Genomic DNA, 24,248 nt, shown 5'->3' with positions numbered 1-24,248 from the left:
CAATTGGCATTGACTTTTGGCACGCTGTTGAGTTCTCAAGGAACGGACGCTTCCTTCAAGACCCTCTCAGGCCTCTCCGGGCGCTTCCCTTCGGTATGTCCACTACTTTAGAGGCATTCCCCGGCTTTTCCAAATCGGCCCCCGCGCGGTCTATTCGGGCCATGCCGAATAAGACCCTTGCGGGCTTCGAGATGTCGAGCGAGAGAGTGCCACTTCAGTGGCGGAAGCCGCTTACCGGAATCGCCGTTGTACACGGCGGCTCGGTGGCAGCTCGGAGAACGTTACGCCGCTGTGGCGGGCGCGTCAAACCGGCTGCTCAGGCGGCCACCGGGGCCTCCGCCTCGCGGTCGGCGGCCACCACGTCGCCCGTCTCCCCCGCCGCGGCGGCACGTCTGCCGACCACGAAGACATAGAGGAGGAACAGCGCCTCCGCCACCACCCCGATCGCGATCCGCGCCCAGGTCGGCAGACCCGAGGGGGTCACGAAGCCCTCGATCAGTCCGGAGACCAGCAGGACCACGGCCAGCCCGACGGCCATGCCGAGGGCGGCCCTGCCCTCCTGTGCCAGGGCCGTCGCGCGTGTCCGCGGCCCCGGGTCGATCACCGTCCAGCCCAGGCGCAGGCCGACCCCGGCCGCGAGGAAGACGGCCGTCAGCTCCAGCAGGCCGTGCGGCAGGATCAGGCCGAAGAAGACGTCGAGACGGCCGGCCGAGCCCATCAGCCCGACGCCGATGCCGACGTTCACCGCGTTCTGGAGGAGCACCCACAGGACCGGGATGCCGAGCAGCGCGCCGAAGGCCAGGCAGGTCGCGGCGACCTGGGCGTTGTTCGTCCAGACCTGGGCCGAGAAGGCGGCGGCGGGACTGCTGGAGTAGTACGTCTCGTACTGGCCGCCGGGCCGCGTCATCTCGCGGAGGTCCTCCGGGGCGCCGAGAGCGGCCTGGACGTCCGGGTTCCCGGCGATCCACCAGCCGGTCACCGCGATGACCAGGACGCTGACCAGTGCGGCGGGCACCCACCAGCGCCACGTGCGGTAGCAGGCCGCGGGAAAGGCGGAGGTGAAGAAGCCGAGCGCGTCCCGCCAGGTCGCGCGGCGGGTGCCCACGACGGCGCTGCGGGCGCGGGCGACGAGCGTCGTGAGCCGGCTGATGAGCGCCGGGTCGGGGGCTGTCGACCGCAGCTGGGAGAGATGGGTGGCCGTGCGCTGGTAGAGCGTGACCAGCTCGTCGGCCTGCGCGCCGCCGAGCCTGCCCCTGGGCGTGCGCAGCAGGGCTTCGAGGCGTTCCCATTCCGCCCGGTGGGTGGCGACGAAGACGTCCAGGTCCATGGGACAGAGCTTGTCAGACGGGAATGCCACACTGTCCAGAGGAAGGGGGTCACGATGAGTCAACTGGTGACGGGGGACGCGGTCGTCCTGGGGCTCCAGCCCGCGCGTCTGCCGAGCCGGGCGATGGCCGTGCTGCTCGATCTGCTGATCGTCTTCAGCGCCTATCTGCTGATCTCGATGCTGCTCCTCAGCTCCGTGTTCTCCCTCGGCACGGCCGCGACGGCGGCCGTGCAGGTCGCCCTCTTCGTCCTCCTGCTGGTCGGTGCCCCCATCGCGGTGGAGACGCTGAGCGGGGGGCGCTCGGTGGGGAAGGCGGCGTTCGGGCTGCGGGTGGTGCGGACGGACGGCGGGCCCATCCGCTTCCGGCACGCGCTGGTCCGCGGGGCGGTCGGGGTGGTCGAGCTGCTCCTGACCCTCGGGACGGTCGGTGTCATCGCGTCGCTCGTGTCGGCGGAGGGGCGGCGGCTCGGGGACATCTTCGCGGGCGCGCTGGTGGTGCGCGAGCGGCTGCCGGGGGCGGCGTCACGGCCCGTGCCGCCCGCCCCGCACTGGCTCGCGGGCCACTTCACCGAACTCGACCTGTCCCGGGTGCCCGACGATCTGTGGCTGTCCGTACGGCAGTTCCTCACCAGGCTGCCGCAGCTGGACCGGACGGTGGCGTGGTCGATGGGGGTGCGGCTGTCGCAGGAGCTGATGGCGCGTGTCGGTGTCGCCGCGCCCGCCGGGGTGCAGCCGGTGGACTACCTGTCCGCGGTGATGGCCGAGCGGCAGCGGCGTGAGGCGGCGCGGATGTACGCGGCGGGTCAGCACGTGCAGCACGTACAGCAGTGGCCGCAGGCGCAGTACCCCCAGCAGCAGTACCCGCAACAGCACTACGCGGCGCCGCAGTACGCGCCCCAGCAGCCGTACTTCCAGCCTGAGCAGCAGGCGCAGCCGCAGCCCGTGGCCGAGCCGCGGGAGATACCCGTGGAGGAGCCGCCGTCCGGGGGCGGGTTCACTCCGCCTGGGTGAGGACGGACGGGGGTGAGTCGAGTGCCTCCAGTTCGACGCCCGGTGCGGCGAGGACGACGTCCCCCGCGAGGTGGACCGTGCCGCGCGCGCCCGTCTCCAGGTCGTCCAGCTGGTAGTGGTCGACGGTGAGCGTGCCGGTGTCGGTGGCGTGGTCCTCGGAGCCGAGGAGCGTCCAGCCCTGGTCGAGTGTGCGGGGCGCGAGGTGCGGTGCGGTGAAGGCGACCGTGCGGACGCGTGCCGTGGGGGCGTCCGGGGTGAGGCGCAGCAGGCGGGCGGTGGCGATGAGGAAGGCCGGGGACTCGCCGGAGAACGCGCGGCCGTCGGCGGTGCGCTGCTCGGCGTCCGTGCCGTCCGCGCCCATGCGCACCCAGGTCAGGCCGTCGAGGGCGGCGCCGCGTACGCGCCAGTGGGCGGCGGCCAGTTCGAGGCGTATGGGGCGGCCGAGCGCGTCGAGGGTGAGGTCCACGGAGCCCGTGGGGGCGCCGGTCCCGGTCGTGCGCCGGGAGACGTACCGCCATCCGGTCGGGCCGGGCGCGCACTGGAAGTGCTCGTCGGCCGGCGGGGTGCGGTCGTCGGGGTCGTGCAGGCGGTAGCGGCCTCTGGGCATGGGGTGGAGTACCGGTGCGCCCGGCCCCGCGAACGGGGCCGGGCACAGGGACGGCTGGTCAGTAGCGGTAGTGCTCGGGCTTGTACGGGCCCTCGACCTGGACGCCGATGTACGACGCCTGCTCGGGGCGCAGCACGGTGAGGCGCGCGTCGAGCGCGTCCAGGTGGAGGCGGGCGACCTTCTCGTCGAGGTGCTTGGGCAGCGTGTAGACGCCGGTCGGGTACTCGTCGGTCCGCGTGTAGATCTCGATCTGGGCGATCGTCTGGTTCGCGAAGCTGTTGGACATGACGAACGAGGGGTGGCCGGTGGCGTTGCCCAGGTTCAGCAGGCGGCCCTCGGACAGGACGATGATGGTGTGGCCGTCCGGGAAGGTCCAGGTGTGGACCTGCGGCTTGATCTCGTCCTTGACGACGCCGGGGACGCGGGCGAGACCGGCCATGTCGATCTCGTTGTCGAAGTGGCCGATGTTGCCGACGATCGCCTGGTGCTTCATGCGGCTCATGTCGGCGGCCATGATGACGTCGCGGTTGCCGGTGGCGGTGACGAAGATGTCGGCCGTCTCCACCACGTCGTCCAGGCGGGCGACCTGGTAGCCGTCCATCGCGGCCTGGAGGGCGCAGATGGGGTCCACCTCGGTGACGATGACGCGGGCGCCCTGGCCGCGCAGGGACTCGGCGCAGCCCTTGCCGACGTCGCCGTAGCCGCAGACGACGGCGGTCTTGCCGCCGATGAGGACGTCGGTGCCGCGGTTGATGCCGTCGACGAGGGAGTGGCGGACGCCGTACTTGTTGTCGAACTTCGACTTGGTGACGGAGTCGTTCACGTTGATCGCGGGGAACAGCAGGGTGCCCTCGCGGAACATCTCGTAGAGGCGGTGGACGCCGGTGGTGGTCTCCTCGGTGACGCCGCGGATCTCGGAGGCCGCCTGGGTCCACTTCTGCGGGCTCTCGGCGACGGTGCGGGTCAGCAGTTCGAGGATGACGCGGTGCTCGTCGTTCTCGGCGGTGGACGGGTCGGGGACCTTGCCGTCCTTCTCGTACTCGACGCCCTTGTGGACGAGGAGGGTGGCGTCGCCGCCGTCGTCGAGGATGGCGTTGGGGCCGCCGGTCGGCGCGTCGGCCCAGGTGAGGGCCTGCTCGGTGCACCACCAGTACTCCTCCAGCGTCTCGCCCTTCCAGGCGAAGACGGGGATGCCGGCGGCGGCGATCGCGGCGGCGGCGTGGTCCTGGGTGGAGAAGATGTTGCACGAGGCCCAGCGGACGCGGGCGCCGAGGGCGATGAGGGTCTCGATGAGGACGGCGGTCTGCACGGTCATGTGCAGGGAGCCGGTGATGCGGGCGCCGGCAAGCGGCTGGGCGGCTCCGTACTCCTCGCGCAGGGCCATCAGGCCCGGCATCTCGTGCTCGGCGAGGGTGATCTCCTTGCGGCCGAACTCGGCGAGGGAGAGGTCGGCGACCTTGAAGTCGCCGGAGGTGTTCGACGTCATGACGTCTGCTCCTGTGGAGGTGAGCGGATGGCGGACAGGGTGCGGCGTCGGGCGCGCGGGGGGGCGCGACCGTGCTTCCGCGGTCCGTCGGAGGGCCTTCTTACCCCTCGGCCGGGCGGTGTGCCGCCCGACTGCCATCAGCATCGACTGTGACTCCGCCGCCGAATCTACACCGCGGCCCCCGGGGCGGCTCAAGGCCCGGCGGTCGATACCGGCCACACGTCGCGCCGGGGCGGCGCGTTCCGCCGTCCCGGGGCGGGGCGGTCAGGGGGCGACGGCGGCGCGGAAGAGCGTGCCGGAGCCGGAGGCCTCCACGCGGTCGGCGGCGGTGGCCCAGGCGGACCGGCCGGGGGCGAGGGTGAGGGTGGTGCCGTCGGCGGTGCGCAGGTCGGCGTGTCCTTCGGTGCACAGCAGGATCTGCGGGCTGCCGTAAGGCAGGGCGCGCGGGGGTGCGCCGTCGGTGAGGAGGTGGCGCGAGAGGCGGAACTCGTCGATGGGCACGTCGTACGTGTGGTCCGCGCGATCGGCCGGGTCGCCGACGGGGCCGATGACGCCCGGGTCCGTCGGCTCGAAACGGACGATGCGCAGGAGTTCGGGCACGTCGATGTGCTTGGGCGTGAGGCCGCAGCGCAGGACGTTGTCGGAGTTGGCCATGATCTCGACGCCCAGGCCCTTGAGGTAGGCGTGCGGGACACCGGCGGCGAGGTAGAGCGCCTGGCCGGGCTGGAGCCGTACGTGGTTGAGCAGCATCGCGGCGATGACGCCGGGGTCGCCGGGGTAGTGGCGGGCGATGTCGGCGTAGGCGGCGTACGGGCCCTCGGGGTCGTCGGCGCCGAGGCGTGCGGCGGCCTCCGCGGCCTGGGTGGCGGAGGCGGCGATGGCGTCGCGGTCGGCCGTCAGGACGGCGGTGAGGACCTCGCGCAGGGCGTCGGTCGCGGGGCGGGCGCGCAGCAGGTCGGCGTACGGCTTGAGGCTGTCCACGCCGAGGCCGTCGAGGAGGCCGGCGGTCGCGGCGGGGTCGCGGAAGCCGCAGAGGCCGTCGAACGGGGTGAGGGCGCAGATCAGTTCGGGCTTGTGGTTGGCGTCCTTGTACGTGCGCTCCGGCGCGTCCGCGGGGACGCCGCGCGCCTCCTCGGCCGCGTAGCCGGCCTGGGCCTGGGCGCGGTCGGGGTGGACCTGGAGGGAGAGCGGTGACCCGGCGGCCAGGACCTTGAGGAGGAAGGGCAGCGACGGGCCGAAGCGGTGGACGGTGTCCTTGCCGAGCTGGCCCTCGGGGTCGGCGGCGATGGCGTCGGCCAGGGAGAGCGGGCCGCCGGGGCGTTCGAGGCGGGAGGGGGCGCCCGGGTGGGCGCCCATCCACAGTTCGGCCTGGGGCTCGCCGGTGGGCTCGGTGCCCAGGAGTCGCGGTATGTCGGTGGTGGAACCCCAGGCGTAGGGCCGGACGGTGTTGGTGAGGCGGTCCACGTGTGCGTCGTTCCTTTGCGGTTCTGCCGGTGGCGCGCGGCGGGCTCGGTCAGCCGCGGGCGCCGGAGGTGAGGGCGAGGTAGACGGCGGCGAAGTCGAGCTGGGCGATCAGCTCGGCGGCGGTGGCGAGGAGGCCGCCGCCCTCGGCGATCGCCGGTTCGCCGAAGGCGATGCCGTGTGCCTGTGCCAGGTCGCGGGCGGTGTCGGCGGCGCTGCCGGTGCCCTCGTCGGTCGCCGGGAGGGGGCTGCGGAGCAGCAGGACGCGGGCGTGGAGGGGCGCCGGCTCGTCCACGCGGTCGCGGAAGAAGTCGTCGGGGTCGCCGGTGGAGGCTGCGAGGTTGCCGGACAGCAGCGCGCGGTGGGTGAGGAGCGCTTCGGGCAGCTCGGCCGTGAGGGCGGGGCGTCCGGCGAGGGAGGCGAGGGTGGTGGCGGCGTGGCGGGCGGCGGCGCCCGCGACGGGCCCTTCGCTCCACAGGAGCGGGAGGGTGTCGGCGAAGCCGGTGGCGAGGGTCTTCGCCGGGTTGTCGGTCGTGCGGACGGTGGGTCCGCAGCGTTCGGCGACGGAGTCCAGGCGGTCGGCGAGGAGTTGGAGGGCGGCCGGGCTCGCGTGGGGGTCCTCGTCGGGGCCCGCGCCCGGCGGCGGGTCGAGCAGGCCGAGGCGGTCGGCGAGCATCAGCGCCGGGGTGACGAGGGCCCAGGCGTGGCCGGGGGTGGCGGCGGGGCCGCCCGTCTCCAGGTAGGGCGCCGGGGTGAGCGGGATGACGGGGCTGCGCCGGTGCGCGGCGACGCCCGCCAGGGGGCTGTCCGCCGGGGCGATGACGGCGACCGCGCAGCCACGGCGGAAGGCGGCCTCGACGAGCAGTGCGAGGCCGGGCTCGGAGCCGTCGGACGTCGTCAGGAGCAGCAGGTCCAGTGAGCCCACCCAGCGGGGCAGCGGCCAGGTGAGGGCGCCGTGCGCGGCCAGCGGGCCGGTGGGGCGCAGGTGGGTGACGCGGACGGAGTCGCCCGCCAGGGCGGTGAGCAGGCCCGCGGTGAGCGGGGTGGCCGGGCCGGTGCCCGCCACGAGGAGCGTCCCCGGGCGGCCCTGCGGGGTGAGGCGGCCGAGGTCGGACTCCTCCGCTCCCCTGGCGGCGGTGCGCACCTGGGCGCCGGACGCGGCGACGGCGCGGAGCATGCCGTGCGGGTCGGCGCGGAGCAGTTCGTCCGGGGCGTCGAGCAGCGATTCGTCGATCATGCGGGAGCTCTCTCCGGTCGCCGTGCGGCGTGCGTGTCGGGCCGGGGTCAGCCGGTCCTGCGGGCCTCGTCCTCCAGGAGGACGGGGATGCCGTCCTGGACGGGGTAGGCCAGTCCGCAGGTGTCGCTCGTGCAGACGAGTTCGCCGGACTCGGCGTCCCCGGTGCCCTCCTCGGCCTCCTCGCGCAGCGGCGCGTGGCAGGCGGGGCAGGCCAGGATCTCCAGCAGAGCGGCCTCGACGAGCGGCATGGCGTCTCCCCTGCGGCTGTGCGGTGCGGGCGGGAGGCCCGTACGCGGGTGGTGTCGGATGGTGTCGCTGTTGTCGCGGATCACCCTACCCGCAGGTCCGCCGCCCCGGCGCGGCGAGCCGGGGCGGCGGGTGACGCGGTCAGGCGCGGACGAGGGCGAGGACCTCGTCGCGGACCTTCTCGACGGTGCCGGCGTCGCGGGCCTCGACGTTGAGGCGCAGCAGCGGCTCGGTGTTGGACGGCCTGATGTTGAACCACCAGTCCGCGGCGGTGACGGTGAGACCGTCCAGCTCGTCGAGCGTGACGCCCTCGCGGTCGGCGAACGCGGCCTTGACGGCGGCGGCGCGGCCCTCCTGGTCGTCCACGCGGCTGTTGATCTCGCCCGAGGCGGCGTACCGGTCGTAGGCCGAGACCAGGCCGGACAGCGGTCCTTCCTGCTGCCCGAGCGCGGCGAGGACGTGCAGGGCGGCGAGCATGCCGGTGTCGGCGTTCCAGAAGTCGCGGAAGTAGTAGTGCGCCGAGTGCTCGCCGCCGAAGATGGCGCCGGTACGGGCCATCTCGCCCTTGATGAACGAGTGTCCGACGCGGGTGCGGACGGGCGTGCCGCCGTTCTCCCTGACGACCTCGGGGACGGTCCACGACGTGATGAGGTTGTGGATGACCGTGCCGCCCGGCGTCTTGCCCAGCTCGCGGGCGGCGACCAGGGCGGTGATGGCGGACGGGGGGACGGGCTCGCCGCGTTCGTCCACGACGAAGCAGCGGTCGGCGTCGCCGTCGAAGGCGAGGCCGATGTCGGCGCCGGTCTCGCGGACCTTCGCCTGGAGGTCCACGATGTTGGCGGGATCGATGGGGTTGGCCTCGTGGTTGGGGAAGGTGCCGTCCAGCTCGAAGTACATCGGGACGAGTGCGACGGGCAGGTCGGCGAGGACGGTCGGGACGGTGTGGCCGCCCATGCCGTTGCCCGCGTCGACGACGACCTTCAGCGGGCGGATGCCCGACAGGTCCACGAGGGTGCGGAGGTGGGCCGCGTAGTCGCCGAGGACGTCGCGCTGCCCGATGGCGCCCGGCTCGGCGACCGGCTCCGGCGCGCCGTCGGCTGCCCAGCGCTCGACCAGCGCGCGGATGTCGGCGAGGCCGCTGTCCTGCCCGACGGGGGCGGCTCCGGCGCGGCACATCTTGATGCCGTTGTACTGCGCCGGGTTGTGGCTCGCGGTGAACATGGCGCCCGGCACGTCCAGGGCGCCGCTGGCGTAGTACAGCTCGTCGGTGGAGCACAGGCCGATCTCGGTGACGTCGGCGCCGCGCCCGGCGGCACCCTTGCCGAAGGCGCGGGAGAGACCGGGGGACGACGGACGCATGTCGTGCCCGATGACGATGGCGGTGGCGCCGGTGATCTCGGCGAACGCGGCGCCGAACAGCTCGGCGAGCCGCTCGTCCCACTGATCGGGGACCACACCGCGTACGTCGTATGCCTTCACGATCTGTGACAGGTCCGGCACAGCTAACCCCTTGTCTGGCGGTGGCTTCATGGGCGGTGTCCGGGCCGTCCTGTGGTCCGCTGACGGGGCGTTCGGCGGACGGTCCGGTCGGGAGCGCTCCACCGTTCAATGTACCGGCCGCCGATCACTGCTCCGGGGAGCGCAGAATGCGCAGATGCCCGCGGCGGGCGACCTCAACCGGGTCCGCGCCGCGCGGCGGGGGCCCGGGGGGCGGGTTCTGGCGGGGCGGCGGGGTGCGGGCGGCCTCGCGGACGGCGTCGGCGAGCGCTTCGAGGTCGTCCCCGCTGGGCCGGGCCGCCGCCGGGTCCACGGCGAGCCTGACGACCTCCCAGCCGCGCGGCGCGGTGAGCCGCTCGGAGTGCTCGGCGCACAGGTCGTAACAGTGCGGCTCGGCATAGGTGGCCAGGGGGCCGAGGACTGCGGTGGAGTCCGCGTAGACATAGGTCAGGGTCGCCACGGCGGGGCGGGCGCACGCGGTGCGCGAACAGCGGCGGACGGGACTCACGATGTTGGACCGTACCGCACTCCTGAGCGGGCCGCGACGACTCGGGGCGGCGTCACCCCGCCGTGTCGCCCTAGGGGCGTCCGGCCTGTACGGATTCGCCCGGAGGTTCGGTGTTGTCCTCCCCCGGGACGGTCCCGCACCGTGTGCTCACCATCTGGCGCCCCGTCATCTATGGTCGGACGTTGATGGACGATTCCAGCGGCGCATCCCCGGCTCCCCCGGGTCCGGCGGGCAGGCACCGGCACCGGGACAGGCACGGCCGCGGCATGCGCGGACCCGTGGCGCCGCCGCAGGTGCCGCTCGCGGTGAGCAGGGCGGACACGTTCGACTCGCTGGTGCACGACTCGGCCGAACGGCTGCGGCGGCGGCTGCCGGAGCTGGACGACGTGGTGTTCGCCGTCCTGGACGTCCCGCTGCTGCCGCCGGAGGGCGGGGGCGGTACGCGCGGGGTGTCGCCGGACGCCGTGCCGCTGGGCGGGGTGCTGCGCGGGAAGGGCACGCGGCCGGACCGCATCGTCGTGTACCGGCGGCCGGTGGAGCTGCGCAGCAGGGACCGTGACGAGTGCGCGCAGCTGGTGCACGACGTCGTGGTGGAGCAGGCGGCCGAACTGCTGGGGCTCGCGCCGGAGTCCGTGGACCCGAGGTACGGGCAGGACTGAACCTGGAGGTCCGGTCCCGCCCGTACGGCCCGCGTTCAGTCCGTGAGGATGGACAGGTCCTGCTCCGTCCCGGGCACGGCGACCGTGGAGTGGTCGTCGGGCAGCGTCTGGACGGTGACGAGCGGCGCGTCGCCGTCGCCCATCGTGAGGATGCGGGCGGCGTGGAGCGGGCCGCCGTCCGTCTCGACCGTGAGGGAGTACGGCGCCTCGGTGCCGTCGGGCAGCTCGGGGTCGAGGGCGAACGTCGTCCTGCCGTCCACGGTGTACTGCTCGGTGACGGGCTCGCCGCCGTCCGTTCCCGCCGAGACGGTGACCGACACGTCGACCGCGTCCTCGGGGGCGGTGAGGATGAGGCGGGTGCCGGACGCCGTGTTGCCGGTCGCGGTGGCGCGGTGCCCCACGGGGGCGGTGACCGGGATGAACGCCGTCTCCGGCGGGGCGTCCTCGTCGTCGCCGCCCACGATCACCTGGAGCGCGGCGAAGACCGGGCCGGTGCCGGTGCCCTCCGCGCGGGTGAGGACCAGCGAGCCGGGCTCGTCCTGCGTCAGGCCGCCGAGGTCGACGGCGGTGACGGCGCCCGCCGTGACGTCCACCGTCTCGTGCCCGGCCGGGGTGATCGTGCCGCCGCCGCCCGCGAGGCCGACGTCGAGGACGACGTCCGCGTCACCCGGCGTGAAGGCGAACAGCCGGACGCTGCGCGCCCCCGCCGGGATGCCGGGGAGGACGAGCGCGCCGTCGGGGGCGGCGGACGGGGGCAGCCAGTCGGCGCCGCCCGCCGTGTCGACCGCCTCGATCTGCGCGCCGATGCGCCCGCTGCGCGCCGTCACGTGGACGGCGAGGGCCGGGATCTCCTCGGCGGTCAGCGTCGCGAGGCGGACGGGGACGCTGCTGCCGCCGGGGACGGCGATGTTCTGGCCCGCCTCGCTCTCGACCGCGCCCTCGGGGCCGTACAGCTCGATGTCCACGACGGTGGCGGCCGGGTCGGGGTTGGTCAGGTGGACGTAGTCGTGGCGGGCGGCGCTCGTGCTCGCGCCCGCGAACCAGAAGTCCGTGTCGGGGGCCTGGCAGGCGGTGCCGAGGAGGGCGTCGCCGCTGTCGCCCTCCGTCCTGGTGGTCTGCTGGACCGTCCAGCCGGGGGCGAGGGCCTCCTCGGCGGTGCCGGTCAGCGCGGGGTGGTCGGGGCCGGTGACGCGGCCGGTGACGGGGATGCCGGGGCCGGCCAGCGGGAGGACGGGGTCGGGGGCGTCCTCGGCGTCGCCGGACTCCCCGGACTCGTCCGTCTCCTCGCCGTCCTCCGGCTCCCCGGCATCCTCCTCGGTGCCGGGGGCGTACTCCGGCGCGGGGACGAGCGCCGCCAGGCTCTCCTGCTGCTCCTCCCCTTCGCCGTCGGGCGCCTCGGGCGCCGACAGGCCGGGGAGCGGCGGGGTGTACGCGGTGTACCAGGTCGTCGCCGACTCCGCGGACGTGGGGCGGGGGCAGGCGAGCGTGGACCGTTCGACCGGGCGGGGCTCGGTCGGCGGGGCCGCCGCCTCGCCGTCCGCCGGGCGCAGCGCGGCCGCGCCGGTGATCGCGCCGATGGCGGCGACGACCGCGACGAGGGACATGAGGGTGCGGTTCACCGCTGGTTGCTCCCGTCACCGTAGTCGGCCGGGTAGTCGTACGGCCTGACGTGCTGGGGGTCGTAGGGACTGCCGTCGTACCCGTCCTGGCCGTAGCGCTCCTGGCCGTTCCAGCTGCCGTCCTGCTGCTGCGGGATGGCGCCGCCGTCCTGGTAGCCGCCGTCCTGGTAGTACGGGCCCTGCTGCGCGTACGGGTCGCCGTACCCGCCCTGCCCGTACGGGTCGGGGGCGTAGTCGGGCTCCGGGGCGTACGCGGGCGCGGGGTCGGGCTGCTGTTCCGCCTCGGGCTCCGGCTCGTGCGCCGGCGCGCCGGGCACTCCGTCGGGGGTGAGGTCGGTGTCCGGGCCCTGCTGGGCGGGGACGGTCGCCGTCCGGCGTGCCCTGCGGCCCTGGGCGGGCTCCGCCTGCTCCTCGGCCTCCGGCAGGTCGTCGTCCAGCTCGCGGCGGCGGCCCGGCAGGGCGAGCACGCACAGCACCAGCAGGCAGAAGCCCTGCGCCCACACCCACACCGTGTGGGTGAACGGCGTCTCGTGGACGACGTCGAGTCGTCCGCCGCCCGCCGGGAGTTCGAAGCCCTGGGCCCAGCCGTCCAGCGTGACCGGGGTGAGGGCCCGCCCGTCCAGCGTGGCCTGCCACGCGTCCGAGGCGCTGTCGGCGAGCCGCAGCGTGCGGCCCTCCGGCCCGTCGGGCAGGTCGGTGTGGATCTCGACGGTGTCCGCCGGGACGGGGACCGCGTCGGCGTCCGGGGCGTCCGCCCCCGCGGGCAGGACCATGGCGCGGGCCACCTCGCGGTCGACGCGCCACAGGGACGTGCCGTCCTCCTGGCTGAGCCGCTGGAGTCCCGGGGTGGTGTCGAGCACGCGCCGCAGTTCCTCGGGCGAGCCGTCCTGCACGAGGACGTACCGCACCGCGTATCCGGCGAGCACGGCCGTCTGGTCGGCGCCCGAGCCCGCGACGAGTTCGCCGACCGCCTGGCCCAGGGTGTCGTTGGCGCCGAGGGCGTCGGCGAGGTCGGCGTCGCCCAGGCGGGCGCCCGAGCCGCGGACGAGGGTGTACGTGACATGTCCCGCCGGTTCGGAGCCGCCGCCGGGGCGTCCGGACAGGACGAGGGTCCTGGCCTGGTCGCGGGTGGTGCTCTCGGCGGCGACGAACGCGGGCACCTGTACGGCGTTGCCGCGTTCCAGGGGCCCGTCGGCGCCGCCGAGCGCCCAGCCCGCGGCGACCAGCAGCGGACCGGCCGCCGCTGTGCCCGCGACGGCCACGGCGAGCGGCTGCCGCCAGCCGAAGCTCTGCGCGGCGACGCGGTACCGGGCGCCGTCCGCGCCGAGGACGCCCGCGCACAGCAGCGCGAGGCCGTAGACGAGCGTCGCGGGCCCGGACCAGGTCTCGCCGCTCGACCAGACCGCGAAGAGCAGGCCGGCGAGCGCCACCGTCCAGGCCGTGAGGATGGCGGGGCGGCGCTCGGCGCGCAGGAGGGCGCCGAGCGCGGCGAGGACGACGCCGATCAGCAGCCAGGTGCCGGGGGTGCCGGGGCCGCCCGGGTTGGCGTTCAGCAGCTGTGCCGCGCCCGGTTGCCCGGTGTCGAACGGCAGCCCCGCCTCGTGGAGGAACTCGGCCGGGCTCAGCAGCACCGACCACGACCACGGGCCGAGCAGCACGGCGGGGGTCAGGAGCACGGCCGCCGCCCGCAGTGCCTTCGCCTTCAGCACGCCGGGCGCGGGGCGCAGCGGGAGGACGAGGGCGACGACGGCGAGCAGCAGCGTGAGCGGCCAGACGACGGGCGTGAACGCGGTGGTGACCGTCAGGAGGAGCGCGTACGCCCACACCGCGCGCCAGGGTCCGCGCCCGCCACTGGTGTGACCCGCGGCGAGGACGGCGCAGCGTGCCATCAGGGGCAGCAGGACGGCGAGGACCGCCGTGCCGATGCGGCCGCCGGCGAGCGCGCCGGTGACGGCGGGCAGGAAGGCGTACGCGATGCTGCCCCAGGCGCGCAGGAGGCGGGACATGACGAGCGGCCGGGACGCGAAGTAGGCGCTGGCGCCCGCCAGGGGGACGGAGGCGACGAGCAGCAGGCTGATGGCGCCGCCCGGGCTGCCGAGCAGCAGTGTGGAGAGCAGGCCGAACAGCGCGAGGTACGGCGGGGCGTTCTCGGTGCCGCCGGTGCCGACGGGCTGCCAGGTCTCCAGGTAGCGGTCCCACAGGGCCGAGGCCTCCGCGGGGGCGGGCAGCAGGGCGCCGCCGGTGAGGGCGCCGCCGCCGATCAGGTCGCGGCAGGCGAGCAGCGAGGCGAGGAGGAGGCCGAGGAAGAGCATCGGTCCCGGGCGCCGCGCGAGGCGGCGCAGGCGGGCGAACTGCTCGACGTGGAGGTCCTCGGCGTCGTCGTCGGTCGGGCCCGACTCGACGGCGCCGTGGCGGCCGCCGGAGGAGGCGGCCGGGTCGTTGCGTCCCCCGAAGTTGCTGACGACCTGTTCGGCGGTGGTGCGGAGGGTGGCGCCCGCCGGGGGGAAGAGGGGGCGCAGTTCGCGCGGGTCGAAGCCGGGGGCCGTGGCGCGCTTGCGGTTGCGGCGCGCGGCGAGGATGCGTTCCGGTCTCAGGAAGGTGCTGAGCAGTCCCGCGGTTTCGTCGAGGGCGCGGCCGGGGAGCTTTCCGACGAGATAGCCGAGGACGCGCAGGAGGGTGCCGAGGACGAGGCGGAAGACGACCCAGGGCAGGGTGCGTCCTGGCGCGTTGACGAGGAGCGCGTAGGCGGCGGCCGCCTTGTCCACCCGGTGCGGGCTGCCGCCGAGCCGTCCCGCGCAGTCGATGGAGCGGCGTTCGCGCGCGGCCGCCTCGGCGTGGCGGACGACGGCGGCCGGGGCGACCAGGACCTGGTGTCCGGCGGCGTGGGCGCGCCAGCACAGGTCGAGGTCGTCGCGCATGAGCGGCAGGCGCCGGTCGAAGCCGCCGAGTTGCTCGTACACGTCGCGGCGGATGAGCATGCCCGCGCTGGACACGGACAGGACGGGTCTGACCTGGTCGTGCTGGCCCTGGTCCTGCTCGCGGCGGTCGAGGCCGGTCCAGCGGCGTCCGCTGTTGGCGACGCTCGCGCCGGTCTCCAGGAGCTGCCTGCGGTCGTACCAGCCGCGGAGCTTGGCGCCGATGACGGTGGCCGAGGGGCTGGCGTCGGCCTGGCGGAGCAGTTCGAGGAGGGCGTCGGGTGCCGGGGCCGAGTCGTCGTGCAGCAGCCACAGCCAGTGGACCGGTTCGCCGTGGGGGAACTCGGGCAGGTCGTAGGTGCTGTTGTCCCAGGTGCGGGTGACGGGGTCCCAGGCGGGTGGCCGCTTGAGGTAGGGCAGTTCGTCCGGCGTGAGGACGGGTGCGGTGCGGGTCGCTTCGGCGACGGCGGCGCCGAAGCCGGTGCGGCGGGCGAGGTGCAGCACACGCTCGGCGCCGAGGGCTTCGGTGACCAGGGTGGCGGAGGAGTCGGCGCTGCCGGTGTCGGCTGCGATGACGTCCTGGACCGGCCGGTCCTGGCCGAGCAGTCCCCGGAGAACCTCGGGGAGCCAGCGTTCGCCGTCGTGCGAGACGAGCACAGCGGTGACGACGTGCCGCGGGAATTCGGGATGGCTTTGCACGGACATCGAGGGCGGGCCCCGGTTCGCTGGACGGTGGTGGACGTCGCACCACACTAGCGGCTGGGAACGGCCTGACCCTCCTGTCCGGCGGGCCCGTCCCGCCGGTCGGCGCGCCGGGCGCGTCAGACGGCCGCCTTCTTCAGGCGGCGGCGTTCCCGCTCGGACAATCCGCCCCAGATACCGAAACGTTCGTCGTTGGCGAGGGCGTATTCGAGACATTCCGAGCGGACCTCGCAGGCGAGGCACACCTTCTTCGCCTCGCGTGTGGAACCGCCCTTCTCGGGGAAGAACGACTCGGGATCGGTCTGGGCGCACAGCGCGCGCTCCTGCCAGCCGAGTTCTTCGTCCGCCTCTTCGACGAGCAGTTGTTGGAACAGCTCGGTCATATGCGCGCCCCTCGTCTTCTTTGCGTCCCCGTGATGCCGTCGTTATCGATCCCGCTCGAACGACATGAGTGAAATTACAAGTGTGGGGCTCTGCGGCAGTCAAGCCACGATCTGCCATTCACCAGATGATTCACCCTGCGGCACCACAGCCATACGGAAAGTGTTCAAATCGGCACAAACTATGCTCGCCCACCCCACCACCGGCCTCCCAACCCGGTCGATCTCATTCACTTCGGGTCTCCTTGTGCAAAGAAGGACGACCACGCGCGCCGACGCGTTGCCACCGGCGTACGACAGCGACAGGGATCACAGCCGCATCACGGATGAGCAACGGGGCACCTGTCCCGGACCTGCCGCGCATAAACCTTTCCGCATCCAGACGGACCGGAAGTGATGAAACAATGCCCGTGGCCGCGTACCCCGTTGACCGGGACGTACGCGGACGCGCGCGTCCGCGCGTACCCGCCGGTCCCGTCCGGCCGGGTCCGGTCCGACGCTCACCGGCCAGGCGGCCGTTCACCTTTCCCGACGTCAGAACACCCCAGCCGTCCGAGCGACCCGAGCAACCGAGCACCCAGAGGCGCACCGCACTCCATGGACAACGACAACGCGATCGCCGGCGACCCGCTGGCGATCCCCCACCTGCTGCCGCCCGTCACGGGGCACCCCGCCACCGTCGCCCAGTTCGCCGGCCTCGCCGGTGCCCTGGCCGGGGACCGGGAGTGTTGGGCGCCGCTGGTGCGGTACGACGCGGTGAGCCGCTGGTACCACCGGCTGCGGACGGGTCCCGGGTACGAGGTGTGGCTGCTGAGCTGGGTGCCAGGACAGGGCAGCGGGCGGCACGACCACGGCGCGTCCAGCGGCGTGTGCGCCGTCCTGTCGGGGGCGCTCACCGAGGACGCGGGACCGCGCGGCGCGCGGGTCCTGACGCCCGGTTCGCTGCGCGTCTTCGGCCCCGGCTACGTGCACGAGATGGTCAACGCGTCGCTGGAACCGGCCGTCAGCCTCCACATCTACTTCCCCGGCCTGACGGAGATGCGGATGCACCCCCGGGAGGCCGCCGCACCCGTCGCACGGGCCGCCCTGGGCTGCTGACAGACTGGCGCGCATGCGACGTATCGTGGCTCTCTCCGGCGGCATCGGCGGGGCCCGCTTCCTGCGGGGCCTGCGCCGGGCCGCCCCCGAAGCGGACATCACCGTCATCGGCAACACCGGCGACGACATCCACCTGTTCGGCCTCAAGGTCTGCCCCGATCTCGACACGGTGATGTACACCCTGGGCGGCGGCATCCACGAGGAACAGGGCTGGGGCCGGGCCGGGGAGACGTTCGCCGTCAAGGAGGAGCTGGCCGCGTACGGCGTCGGGCCCGAGTGGTTCGGGCTCGGCGACCGCGACTTCGCCACGCACATCGTGCGGACGCAGATGCTCGCGGCCGGCTACCCGCTCAGCGCCGTCACCGAGGCGCTGTGCCGCCGGTGGGAGCCGGGCGTGCGCCTGCTGCCGATGACGGACGACCGCGTCGAGACGCACGTGCTGACCGACGACGGCGACGGCGGGCGCAAGGCCATCCACTTCCAGGAGTACTGGGTGCGGCTGCGCGCCGAGGTGCCCGCGCACGCCATCGTGCCGGTCGGCGCCGAGCAGGCGAAGCCCGCGCCCGGCGTGCTGGAGGCGATCGGGGCGGCGGACGTGGTGCTCTTCCCGCCGTCGAACCCGGTGGTGAGCATCGGCACGATCCTGGCCGTCCCCGGCATGCGCGAGGCGATCGCCGACGCGGGGGTCCCGGTCGTGGGCCTGTCCCCCGTGATCGGCGGGGCGCCGGTGCGCGGCATGGCGGACAAGGTGCTGGCGGCCGTGGGCGTGGAGCCGACGGCGGCGGCCGTCGCCCGGCACTACGGCTCCGGGCTGCTGGACGGCTGGCTCGTGGACACGGTGGACGCGGACGCGGTCGGGGCGGTGGAGGAGGACGGCATCCGCTGCCGCGCCGTGCCGCTGCTGATGACGGACCTCGACGCCACCACCGAGATGGCGCGGGCGGCGCTGGCGCTGGCCGGGGAGGTCGTGAACCCATGACAGGCGAGGGACAGCCGGCGGGGGACGCGCCCTCGTACGCGGTCTGGGCGCTGCCCGGCATCCCCGAGGTGCGGGCCGGGGACGACGTGGCGCGGCTGGTCGCCGACGCGGCGTCGGGGGCGGGACTGCCCGGCCTCGCCGACGGGGACGTCGTCATCGTGACGTCGAAGATCGTGAGCAAGGCGGAGGGGCGGCTGCGGCAGGCCGACGACCGGCAGGCGGCGATCGACGAGGAGACCGTACGGGTCGTCGCGCGGCGCGGGCAGGCCAGGATCGTGGAGTCGCGGCAGGGGTTCATCATGGCCGCGGCCGGGGTGGACGCGTCCAACACCCCTGTCGGCACCGTGCTGTTGCTGCCGGAGGACCCGGACGCGTCGGCCGAGCGCATCCGGCGGGGGCTGCGGGAGCTGCTGGGCGTCGAGGTCGGCGTCGTGGTCACCGACACGTTCGGCCGGCCGTGGCGCGAGGGGCAGACGGACGTGGCGATCGGCGCGGCCGGGATCGAGGTCGTGGACGACCTGCGGGGCGGCACCGACCCGTACGGCAATCCGCTCGGCGTCACCGTGACGGCGCTCGCGGACGAGCTGGCGGGGGCCGGTGACCTCGTGAAGGGGAAGACGGCCGGGCTGCCCGTCGCCGTCCTGCGCGGGCTCGGGAACCGGGTCGGGGAGACCGGGCAGACGGCGCGCGACCTGATCAGGGACGCGGCCGGGGACATGTTCCGGCTGGGGACGTCGGAGGCCGTGCGGGAGGCGGTGACGCTGCGGCGGACCGTGCGGGAGTTCACGGACGAGCCGGTGGACCCGGCGGCGGTGCGGCGCGCGGTGGCCGCCGCGGTGACCGCGCCCGCGCCGCACCACACGACGCCGTGGCGCTTCGTGCTGCTGGAGTCGGCGGGGGCGCGCAAGCGACTGCTCGACGTGATGCGGGACGCGTGGGTCGCGGACCTGCGGCGGGACGGGAAGTCCGAGGAGAGCATCGCCCGGCGCGTGCGGCGCGGCGAGGTGCTGCGGGCGGCGCCGTACCTGGTGGTGCCGTGCCTGGTCGCCGAGGGGGCGCACGCCTACCCGGACGAGCGGCGGGCGGCGGCGGAGCGCGAGATGTTCGTCGTGGCGATGGGCGCCGGGGTGCAGAACCTGCTGGTCGCGCTCGCGGGCGAGGGCCTCGGCTCGGCGTGGGTGTCGTCCACGATGTTCTGCCGGGCGGCGGTGCGGGCGGAGCTGGGGCTGCCGGACGACTGGGACCCGATGGGCGCGGTCGCGGTGGGGTACGCCGCGGGGCGGCCGAAGGCGCGGCCGGCGCGGGACGTGGAGACATTCGTAGAGGTCAGGTGAGCCGTCGAGGTCAGGTGAGCCGTAGAGGTGCGGTGAGCCCGGCGGGGCGGTGTCAGCACAGGACGTCCTCGGCCGTGGTGGTGGGCGGGGCATGCCCTTCGGGGGGCGCGCTGTCGTTCTTGTCGCGTGCGCCGGAGCGTCCCGGCTCGTCCGGCAGCGGCTCGTCCTCGCGTACGGCGTCGAACAGGCGGTCGGCCGCCGTTCCGTCCCAGACGACCGTGGAGCCGAGGCCGGGGACGTCGCGCGCGGTGTCGGCGATCGGGACGGAGCCGAAGCGGGTGTCGGAGGTCGTGAGCCTGCCCATGGCGCGGGCCAGCGTCAGCATCTCCTCGGCGCCGAACCCGCGGTCGGCGCTGACCGAGCCGAGGAGGGCGTCGACCGTGTCGGACAGGCGTCCGGGGTTGAGGAGCGTGCCGCTGCCGAGCGCCTGGTCGAGGAAGGCGGCGAGGAAGCGCTGCTGGCGTTCCATCCGGCCGAGGTCGGAGGCGCCGTCCACGTGGCGCGCCCGGACGTACGCGAGGGCCTCGGCGCCGTCGAGGGTGCTCGTGCCGGCGGGCAGGTCGAGGCCCGCGTAGTCGTCCTTCAGCGGGCGCTCCGCGCAGACGCGGACGCCGCCGACGACGTCCACGGCCCGCATGAAGCTGACGAAGCTGACCTCCAGGTAGTGGTCCACGCGGACGCCGGTGAGGTCCTCGACCGTGCGGACCATCAGCCCTGGGCCGCCGTGGGAGAGCGCGGCGTTCAGCTTGTCGGGGTGCGCCGGGTGCTGTTCGCCCGTCACGGCGAAGGTGTGCTCCGGCAGATCGGCGTACGAGTCGCGGGGCAGGCCGATGAGGTCCACGCGGTCGCGGTCGGCGGAGACGTGGAGCAGGAGGACGGCGTCGGCGCAGTGGCAGGCGGTGCTGCCGAGGTGGTAGGCGCGGCGTTCCTCGTCGGTGAGGCCCTCGCGGGTGTCGGTACCGACGAGGAGGATGTTCAGGCCCCGGCCCGCCTCGGGGCGGCCCGCCAGGTCGTCGAACGGATCGACGCGGTGCACGCCGCCGGTGACCGTGCCGACCACGCTGTGGCCGACGCCGCTGGTGGCGAGGACGAGGGCGGCCAGGCCGGCGGCGGCGCGCAGGGCCCGGCGGCGGGTGCGTCGTGCGGGCATGGTCCACCACCTCCCGACGTCACGGTATGGCCATACGATCTACCGACCGGGGCGGCGCGCGCCGGGTTCGCCCGTTCGCGGGAACGCGCCCCGGGGTCCGGCGATCCCGGCCCCCGGCCCGTACGGCACATCGGCGGACAGCGACACGCGGGCCGGACCGGGACCGTGATCGCCGCGCGCCCGGTCGCCGAGGGCAGCCGGGTGTGGACCCGCCGGGCTCGACGTGGCGCACAGCGCGTCAGGGCACCCGGGGTGGACGGGCACGGGGTGCTGTCGCCCCCGGACGTGATGGAGCAGTAGGGCGGCTGGCGAGGGGCCGGGCGCCCGGGCGCGTCACCAGGTGTACATGGGCAGCGGGTTGACCTCCATGCACGTGTCCGAGTCGGCGCCGGAGAGGATGTCCTCCTCGTCGACGGCCTGGCCGCCGCCGTCGCCGCCGCTCCCCTCCCCCGTGCCGCTGCCGCCGTCGTCCGGGGCGGGCGCCTCGGACGGCGGGACGAACTCCGTGCCCTCGCGCCAGTCGGCGCCGATGATCAGCGTCACCTGGTCCACGCTCGTGGAGATCCGCACCGCGCTGCCCGGCAGGCCGAGGGCCTCCGCGACGGCCTGGGCGTTCGGCTTGTCGGCCTCGTCGGCGTACAGGACGCGGGTGGTGACCTCGCTCGACATCGTCGCGTCGGTGGCGGCCTGGGTGAAGCCGAGGCTCAGGAGGTGGTCGGTGATGACGGCGGCGCGGCCGTCGACCGGGACCTGGCCGTCGGCGCCCGTGCCGTTGCGCACGGCGACGGGGATGGCGTCCTCGGGGTCGGCGGTGGCCTCGGCGGAGGCGTCCGCGCCGGACTCGGCGGGGGCGGCGTCCTGGTCGTCGAGCGGGATGTCGTCGCGGACGAGGGCGAAGAGCGCCTCGGCCTCCGCCGTGTCGGGGACGATCCGGTTCTCGTCGTCCGGGTCGGGGAGCCAGGGGAGGGTGACGCTGTTCATGCGGTCGCCGGGCACGGAGCGCAGGTCCTGGCCGAGGTCGTAGAGCTTCTGGACGCTGCCGAGGCCGTGGTCGACGGTCAGGGCGTTCGTCGCCGCCTCGGCGAGGTCCATGAGCTGGCCGGCGTTGGTGAGCGAGGTGCTGTTCTGCAGCTCGTCCACCATGTTGCTCAGGTACATCTGCTGCGCCTTGGTGCGGCCGACGTCGCTGCCGTCGCCGAACGCGTGGCGGGTGCGCAGCCACTGGAGGGCCTGCTCGCCCTCGACGACGCTCTCCCCGGCGGGGAGGCGGAGGTGGGAGTCGGGGTCGGCGATGTTCTTGTCCACGCAGACGGGCACGCCGCCCACCGCGTCGGCCATGCTCACGACACCCGCGAAGTCGAGCATCATGAAGTGGTCGATGGGTATGCCGGTCAGTTCCTCCCAGGTGGCGACGGTGCAGCCGGGGCCGCCGTGGCCGAGGGAGGAGTTGATGGCGGCCTTCGTCACGGCCGGGTACACCTCGCCGGTCTCCGGGTCGGTGCACTCGGGTATGGAGACCATGGTGTCGCGCGGGATGCTGATCAGCGTGACGTTGCTGCGGTCGGCCGAGGCGTGCATGAGGATCTGGACGTCGGCGCGCTGGCCGCCGTCGCCGCCGCCGCCGAGCGCGGCGTTCTCGGCGCCCTCGCGGGAGTCGGAGCCGAGCAGCAGGATGTTCAGCGGCGTCTGGCCGGCGGCGTTGGGCTGGGAGCGCTCGACCTGGCTGTTGCCGAGGTTCAGCTCCTCCTTGTCCAGGTTGCCGTTGAGGTGGCGTATGTAGAGGTACGCGCCCACGGCGACGGCCAGGACGACGAACGCCAGCGCGCCCGAGCCCCAGACGAGGGCGCGGCGCCAGCGCGGCTTGGGCTTCTTGCGGCGCCGCTGCGCCCGCCCGCCGGTGGCCGGGGCGGGGGACGGCGGAGGGCCGCCGGGCCGGGCGTCCGGGGCGGCCCGCTGGAGCGGGACCGTGCCCTGGTCGCGGTGGAGGTCCTCGTTCCTGGCGCGTGCCGCCGCGCGGGCGGAACCGGCGGAGGACCCGCCGTCATCGTCGCCGCGCATTCCGCCTCGCCGCACGGGTACCTCCACTCTTCTCCGGTCGCGGGGCGCGGGCCACGGGGGTGGCGCCGCTCGTCTCAGGAGGCGCAGACATCCTCGTCCGCCTGGATGCTGTCCACGCCGTCGGGGATCTCGGCGGGAACCTCGATGGGCTCACCGGCGCCCCGGAAGTCGTCACCCAGGACCAGGACCATCGCCTCGCGCTCGCCCGACTCGCCCGGCAGCTCCTGGAGCGCCGAGTCCGGCAGGCCCATGACGGCGGCGAGGGTGGCGGCCTGGTCGGCCTGGTCCGCACGGTACTCCAGAGTGGTGGTCTCCTGGGGCTCCGGGGCGTTGCTCTTGTTGGTCGCGAGGCGCATGCCGTGCTCGTTCTGCAGCCACGTGAGGGTGTCCTGGGCCGCGCCGATGACGCCGCCGCCGTTGTAGATGTCCACGCGGACGTCCTCGGGGGCGGCGCGGTTCGCCTCCTCGGCCGCCGCCTCGGCCGCGGCCTCCTCCTCGGCGGCCCGGTCCGGGTCGATGTCCTCCTGGAGCATCCGGAAGATCGGCGCGGCGCGCTCCTCGTCCAGGACGACGGTGGCGCGTTCCTCCGGGGCCTCCTCCGGGTTGTCGCGCACGGGGAGGGTGACGAAGTTGACATCCGACATGGGGATGCGGCCGATGTCGGAGGCGAGGTCGTAGAGGCGCTCGATGTCGCCGATGCCGGTGTCCACGGTCAGCGCCTTGGTGGCGGTGTCGGCGAGGTCCCAGAAGTCGGTGAGGCTGGAGAGCATGTCCGACTCGGTGACCTGGCGGGCCATGGAGGCGAGGAACTGCTGCTGGAGGCGGATGCGGTCGAGGTCGCTGCTGTTCCCGACGCCGTAGCGGGTGCGGACGAAGGAGAGGGCGTCCTCGCCCTGCAGGACGTGGTCGCCCGGCGCCAGGTCGAGGCCGGACTTCTCGTCCACGATGTGCTCGCTCACGCAGACCGGGACGCCGCCGACCGCGGTGGAGAGGTCCTTGACGGCGTCGAAGTCCGCCATCATGAAGTGGTTGATCGAGACGCCGGTGAGCTGCTCGACCGACCGCCAGACGCAGCCGGGGTCGCGGCCGAAGGCGCCCATGCTGGTGTTGAAGCGCTCGCCGTAGGTGGCGGGGATGGTCTCCTTGCTGCCGTCCTCGTGGGTGACCTCGCACTCGGGTATGTCGGTGACGAGGTCGCGCGGGATGCTGAGGGCGGTGGCGTGCTCGCGGTTCTGGGAGAAGTGGATCAGGATCGTGGTGTCGTTGCCCTCGCTGGCCTCGCCGCCGTACGAGTCGTTCCCGTCGCCGGTGCGCGTGTCCGTGCCGATGATCAGGAGGTTGACGGCCTCGTCGTGGGAGAACGGGTTGTCTATGCCCGTGTCGACCTTGTCGATGTTGCCGTTGAGGCGGTCCCAGGCGTACCAGGCGAGGCCCGCGGCGACGACGACCACGAAGGCGGTCGAGCCGCCCACCCAGAGGAGGGCCTTCCTGGTGCGGGAGCGGCGCGGCTTGGCCTTGCGGCGGCCGCGGGCGGCGCGGCGGCCGCCGGGCGGGGCGGTGCCGGCCCGTTCGGCCGGGGTGTCGCCGACGGGGCGGGGGCCGGTCGCGGGGCCGCTGCCGGTGCCGCTGGTCGTCGGGGCGGAGCGGTCCCCGGTGCTCTCGACGGACGGGGCGCGACGCTGCCGTGGCGGCGCGTTACGGGGTGTGCCCGTTCCCTGGTCCGCCGGGGGGCGGGCGGCCGGTTCCGGCTGCCGTGCCCCTGGCAGTCGCAGTTCGTAACTGCCGGTGTCCGGGTTGAACACCCACTGATCCGCGGGGTCGATGTCGCCCGCGCCCCCACGTCCCTGCGCGTCCACGTTTCGGCTTGCCCTCCGTGTGCCTTCTAGAGGATCAGACGGCACACACTAGCGGGCGGTTTCAGGCGCGGGGGATCTCGGTGACGCATTCCACCCCTTTCGAGGCGGACCGGCGCGC

General features: G+C 74.3%; 20 protein-coding genes. 5 read left to right on the top strand and 15 right to left on the bottom strand.

What is annotated here, in order from left to right; genetic code table 11:
- Positions 1-316: 316 nt before the first annotated feature.
- Positions 317-1,327 (bottom strand): stage II sporulation protein M, encoded by a 1,011-nt coding sequence (locus ACIBPC_RS29825; RefSeq protein WP_398848971.1) that lies wholly within the window; start codon positions 1,325-1,327, stop codon positions 317-319.
- Positions 1,328-1,381: 54 nt separating this feature from the next.
- On the opposite strand from ACIBPC_RS29825, the gene ACIBPC_RS29820 reads away from it, so the two are divergent.
- Complete coding sequence (locus ACIBPC_RS29820) at positions 1,382-2,338, top strand: RDD family protein (RefSeq protein ID WP_398848969.1); 957 nt, start codon at positions 1,382-1,384, stop codon at positions 2,336-2,338.
- Here the strand turns inward: ACIBPC_RS29820 and ACIBPC_RS29815 are convergent.
- The 7 genes from ACIBPC_RS29815 to ACIBPC_RS29785 all read right to left on the bottom strand — a co-directional run bounded on the left by ACIBPC_RS29815 (position 2,322) and on the right by ACIBPC_RS29785 (position 9,380).
- Entirely contained in the window at positions 2,322-2,945 is a 624-nt protein-coding gene (locus tag ACIBPC_RS29815; RefSeq protein ID WP_398848967.1) for a hypothetical protein, read from the bottom strand. The genes ACIBPC_RS29820 and ACIBPC_RS29815 overlap by 17 nt on opposite strands.
- A gap of 58 nt (positions 2,946-3,003) precedes the next feature.
- Positions 3,004-4,431, bottom strand: a complete 1,428-nt coding sequence (ahcY, locus tag ACIBPC_RS29810) for an adenosylhomocysteinase (RefSeq protein ID WP_362957691.1) — start codon at positions 4,429-4,431, stop codon at positions 3,004-3,006.
- Between the two features lie 264 nt (positions 4,432-4,695).
- Entirely contained in the window at positions 4,696-5,895 is a 1,200-nt protein-coding gene (manA, locus tag ACIBPC_RS29805) for a mannose-6-phosphate isomerase, class I (RefSeq protein WP_398848964.1), read from the bottom strand.
- Between the two features lie 49 nt (positions 5,896-5,944).
- Entirely contained in the window at positions 5,945-7,129 is a 1,185-nt protein-coding gene (locus ACIBPC_RS29800) for an SIS domain-containing protein (RefSeq protein WP_362957697.1), read from the bottom strand.
- A gap of 47 nt (positions 7,130-7,176) precedes the next feature.
- On the bottom strand, positions 7,177-7,377 hold the full coding sequence (locus ACIBPC_RS29795; protein ID WP_398848962.1) for a Trm112 family protein: 201 nt from the start codon (positions 7,375-7,377) through the stop codon (positions 7,177-7,179).
- A 139-nt stretch (positions 7,378-7,516) separates the two neighbouring features.
- Positions 7,517-8,875 (bottom strand): phosphomannomutase/phosphoglucomutase, encoded by a 1,359-nt coding sequence (locus tag ACIBPC_RS29790; RefSeq protein ID WP_398848960.1) that lies wholly within the window; start codon positions 8,873-8,875, stop codon positions 7,517-7,519.
- A 124-nt stretch (positions 8,876-8,999) separates the two neighbouring features.
- On the bottom strand, positions 9,000-9,380 hold the full coding sequence (locus tag ACIBPC_RS29785) for a DUF3499 domain-containing protein (RefSeq protein ID WP_362957706.1): 381 nt from the start codon (positions 9,378-9,380) through the stop codon (positions 9,000-9,002).
- 266 nt (positions 9,381-9,646) lie between these two features.
- On the opposite strand from ACIBPC_RS29785, the gene ACIBPC_RS29780 reads away from it, so the two are divergent.
- The gene (locus ACIBPC_RS29780; protein ID WP_398848958.1) at positions 9,647-10,039 is read left to right on the top strand and encodes a metallopeptidase family protein; all 393 of its coding nucleotides are present in this window, start codon (positions 9,647-9,649) and stop codon (positions 10,037-10,039) included.
- 35 nt (positions 10,040-10,074) lie between these two features.
- Here the strand turns inward: ACIBPC_RS29780 and ACIBPC_RS29775 are convergent, their stop codons facing one another.
- The 4 genes from ACIBPC_RS29775 to ACIBPC_RS29760 form a co-directional block, all read right to left on the bottom strand.
- The gene (locus ACIBPC_RS29775) at positions 10,075-11,658 is read right to left on the bottom strand and encodes a DUF5719 family protein (RefSeq protein WP_398848956.1); all 1,584 of its coding nucleotides are present in this window, start codon (positions 11,656-11,658) and stop codon (positions 10,075-10,077) included.
- The gene (locus ACIBPC_RS29770; RefSeq protein WP_398848955.1) at positions 11,655-15,278 is read right to left on the bottom strand and encodes a glycosyltransferase; all 3,624 of its coding nucleotides are present in this window, start codon (positions 15,276-15,278) and stop codon (positions 11,655-11,657) included. Before ACIBPC_RS29770 ends, ACIBPC_RS29775 begins: the two co-directional genes overlap by 4 nt.
- Before the next feature lie 116 nt (positions 15,279-15,394).
- A complete protein-coding gene (locus tag ACIBPC_RS29765; RefSeq protein WP_004952403.1) occupies positions 15,395-15,658 on the bottom strand; it encodes a WhiB family transcriptional regulator in 264 nt (87 codons plus the stop codon).
- 99 nt (positions 15,659-15,757) lie between these two features.
- A complete protein-coding gene (locus ACIBPC_RS29760) occupies positions 15,758-15,889 on the bottom strand; it encodes a hypothetical protein (RefSeq protein WP_362957718.1) in 132 nt (43 codons plus the stop codon).
- A gap of 363 nt (positions 15,890-16,252) precedes the next feature.
- On the opposite strand from ACIBPC_RS29760, the gene ACIBPC_RS29755 reads away from it, so the two are divergent.
- Genes ACIBPC_RS29755 through ACIBPC_RS29745 form a run of 3 tightly spaced genes read left to right on the top strand, consistent with a single transcriptional unit; the run spans position 16,253 to position 19,066 of the window.
- Positions 16,253-16,753 carry a cysteine dioxygenase family protein gene (locus ACIBPC_RS29755; RefSeq protein ID WP_362957721.1) on the top strand — a complete coding sequence of 167 codons (501 nt, stop codon included), beginning with the start codon at positions 16,253-16,255 and terminating at the stop codon, positions 16,751-16,753.
- 13 nt (positions 16,754-16,766) lie between these two features.
- Positions 16,767-17,732, top strand: coding sequence for a 2-phospho-L-lactate transferase (gene cofD, locus ACIBPC_RS29750; RefSeq protein ID WP_398848953.1), 966 nt, complete (start codon positions 16,767-16,769; stop codon positions 17,730-17,732).
- Complete coding sequence (locus tag ACIBPC_RS29745; RefSeq protein WP_398848951.1) at positions 17,729-19,066, top strand: coenzyme F420-0:L-glutamate ligase; 1,338 nt, start codon at positions 17,729-17,731, stop codon at positions 19,064-19,066. Before cofD ends, ACIBPC_RS29745 begins: the two co-directional genes overlap by 4 nt.
- A 52-nt stretch (positions 19,067-19,118) precedes the next feature.
- Here the strand turns inward: ACIBPC_RS29745 and ACIBPC_RS29740 are convergent, their stop codons facing one another.
- The 3 genes from ACIBPC_RS29740 to ACIBPC_RS29730 all read right to left on the bottom strand — a co-directional run bounded on the left by ACIBPC_RS29740 (position 19,119) and on the right by ACIBPC_RS29730 (position 24,130).
- Positions 19,119-20,216 (bottom strand): LCP family protein, encoded by a 1,098-nt coding sequence (locus tag ACIBPC_RS29740; protein ID WP_398848949.1) that lies wholly within the window; start codon positions 20,214-20,216, stop codon positions 19,119-19,121.
- 333 nt (positions 20,217-20,549) lie between these two features.
- The gene (locus ACIBPC_RS29735) at positions 20,550-22,274 is read right to left on the bottom strand and encodes an LCP family protein (protein WP_398848947.1); all 1,725 of its coding nucleotides are present in this window, start codon (positions 22,272-22,274) and stop codon (positions 20,550-20,552) included.
- Positions 22,275-22,348: 74 nt separating this feature from the next.
- Positions 22,349-24,130 (bottom strand): LCP family protein, encoded by a 1,782-nt coding sequence (locus ACIBPC_RS29730; protein ID WP_398848946.1) that lies wholly within the window; start codon positions 24,128-24,130, stop codon positions 22,349-22,351.
- Positions 24,131-24,248 lie beyond the last annotated feature (118 nt).

The sequence above is a fragment of the Streptomyces sp. NPDC049879 genome (assembly GCF_044461265.1).
In the GTDB taxonomy this organism is placed as follows: Bacteria; Actinomycetota; Actinomycetes; order Streptomycetales; family Streptomycetaceae; genus Streptomyces.
Note: the sequence above shows the minus strand (reverse complement) of the source record. Positions and strands in the feature narration are given on the sequence as shown.

Bases quoted from the DNA above. Each gene is read 5' to 3' on its own strand.
- ACIBPC_RS29745 (WP_398848951.1), top strand. From the start codon at position 17,729: ATGACAGGCGAGGGACAGCCGGCGGGGGACGCGCCCTCGTACGCGGTC.
- ACIBPC_RS29815 (WP_398848967.1), bottom strand. From the start codon at position 2,945: ATGCCCAGAGGCCGCTACCGCCTGCACGACCCCGACGACCGCACCCCG.
- ACIBPC_RS29740 (WP_398848949.1), bottom strand. From the start codon at position 20,216: ATGCCCGCACGACGCACCCGCCGCCGGGCCCTGCGCGCCGCCGCCGGC.
- ACIBPC_RS29755 (WP_362957721.1), top strand. From the start codon at position 16,253: ATGGACAACGACAACGCGATCGCCGGCGACCCGCTGGCGATCCCCCAC.
- cofD (WP_398848953.1), top strand. From the start codon at position 16,767: ATGCGACGTATCGTGGCTCTCTCCGGCGGCATCGGCGGGGCCCGCTTC.
- ACIBPC_RS29780 (WP_398848958.1), top strand. From the start codon at position 9,647: ATGCGCGGACCCGTGGCGCCGCCGCAGGTGCCGCTCGCGGTGAGCAGG.
- ACIBPC_RS29795 (WP_398848962.1), bottom strand. From the start codon at position 7,377: ATGCCGCTCGTCGAGGCCGCTCTGCTGGAGATCCTGGCCTGCCCCGCC.
- ACIBPC_RS29765 (WP_004952403.1), bottom strand. From the start codon at position 15,658: ATGACCGAGCTGTTCCAACAACTGCTCGTCGAAGAGGCGGACGAAGAA.
- ACIBPC_RS29735 (WP_398848947.1), bottom strand. From the start codon at position 22,274: ATGCGCGGCGACGATGACGGCGGGTCCTCCGCCGGTTCCGCCCGCGCG.
- ahcY (WP_362957691.1), bottom strand. From the start codon at position 4,431: ATGACGTCGAACACCTCCGGCGACTTCAAGGTCGCCGACCTCTCCCTC.
- ACIBPC_RS29770 (WP_398848955.1), bottom strand. From the start codon at position 15,278: ATGTCCGTGCAAAGCCATCCCGAATTCCCGCGGCACGTCGTCACCGCT.
- ACIBPC_RS29820 (WP_398848969.1), top strand. From the start codon at position 1,382: ATGAGTCAACTGGTGACGGGGGACGCGGTCGTCCTGGGGCTCCAGCCC.
- ACIBPC_RS29800 (WP_362957697.1), bottom strand. From the start codon at position 7,129: ATGATCGACGAATCGCTGCTCGACGCCCCGGACGAACTGCTCCGCGCC.
- ACIBPC_RS29825 (WP_398848971.1), bottom strand. From the start codon at position 1,327: ATGGACCTGGACGTCTTCGTCGCCACCCACCGGGCGGAATGGGAACGC.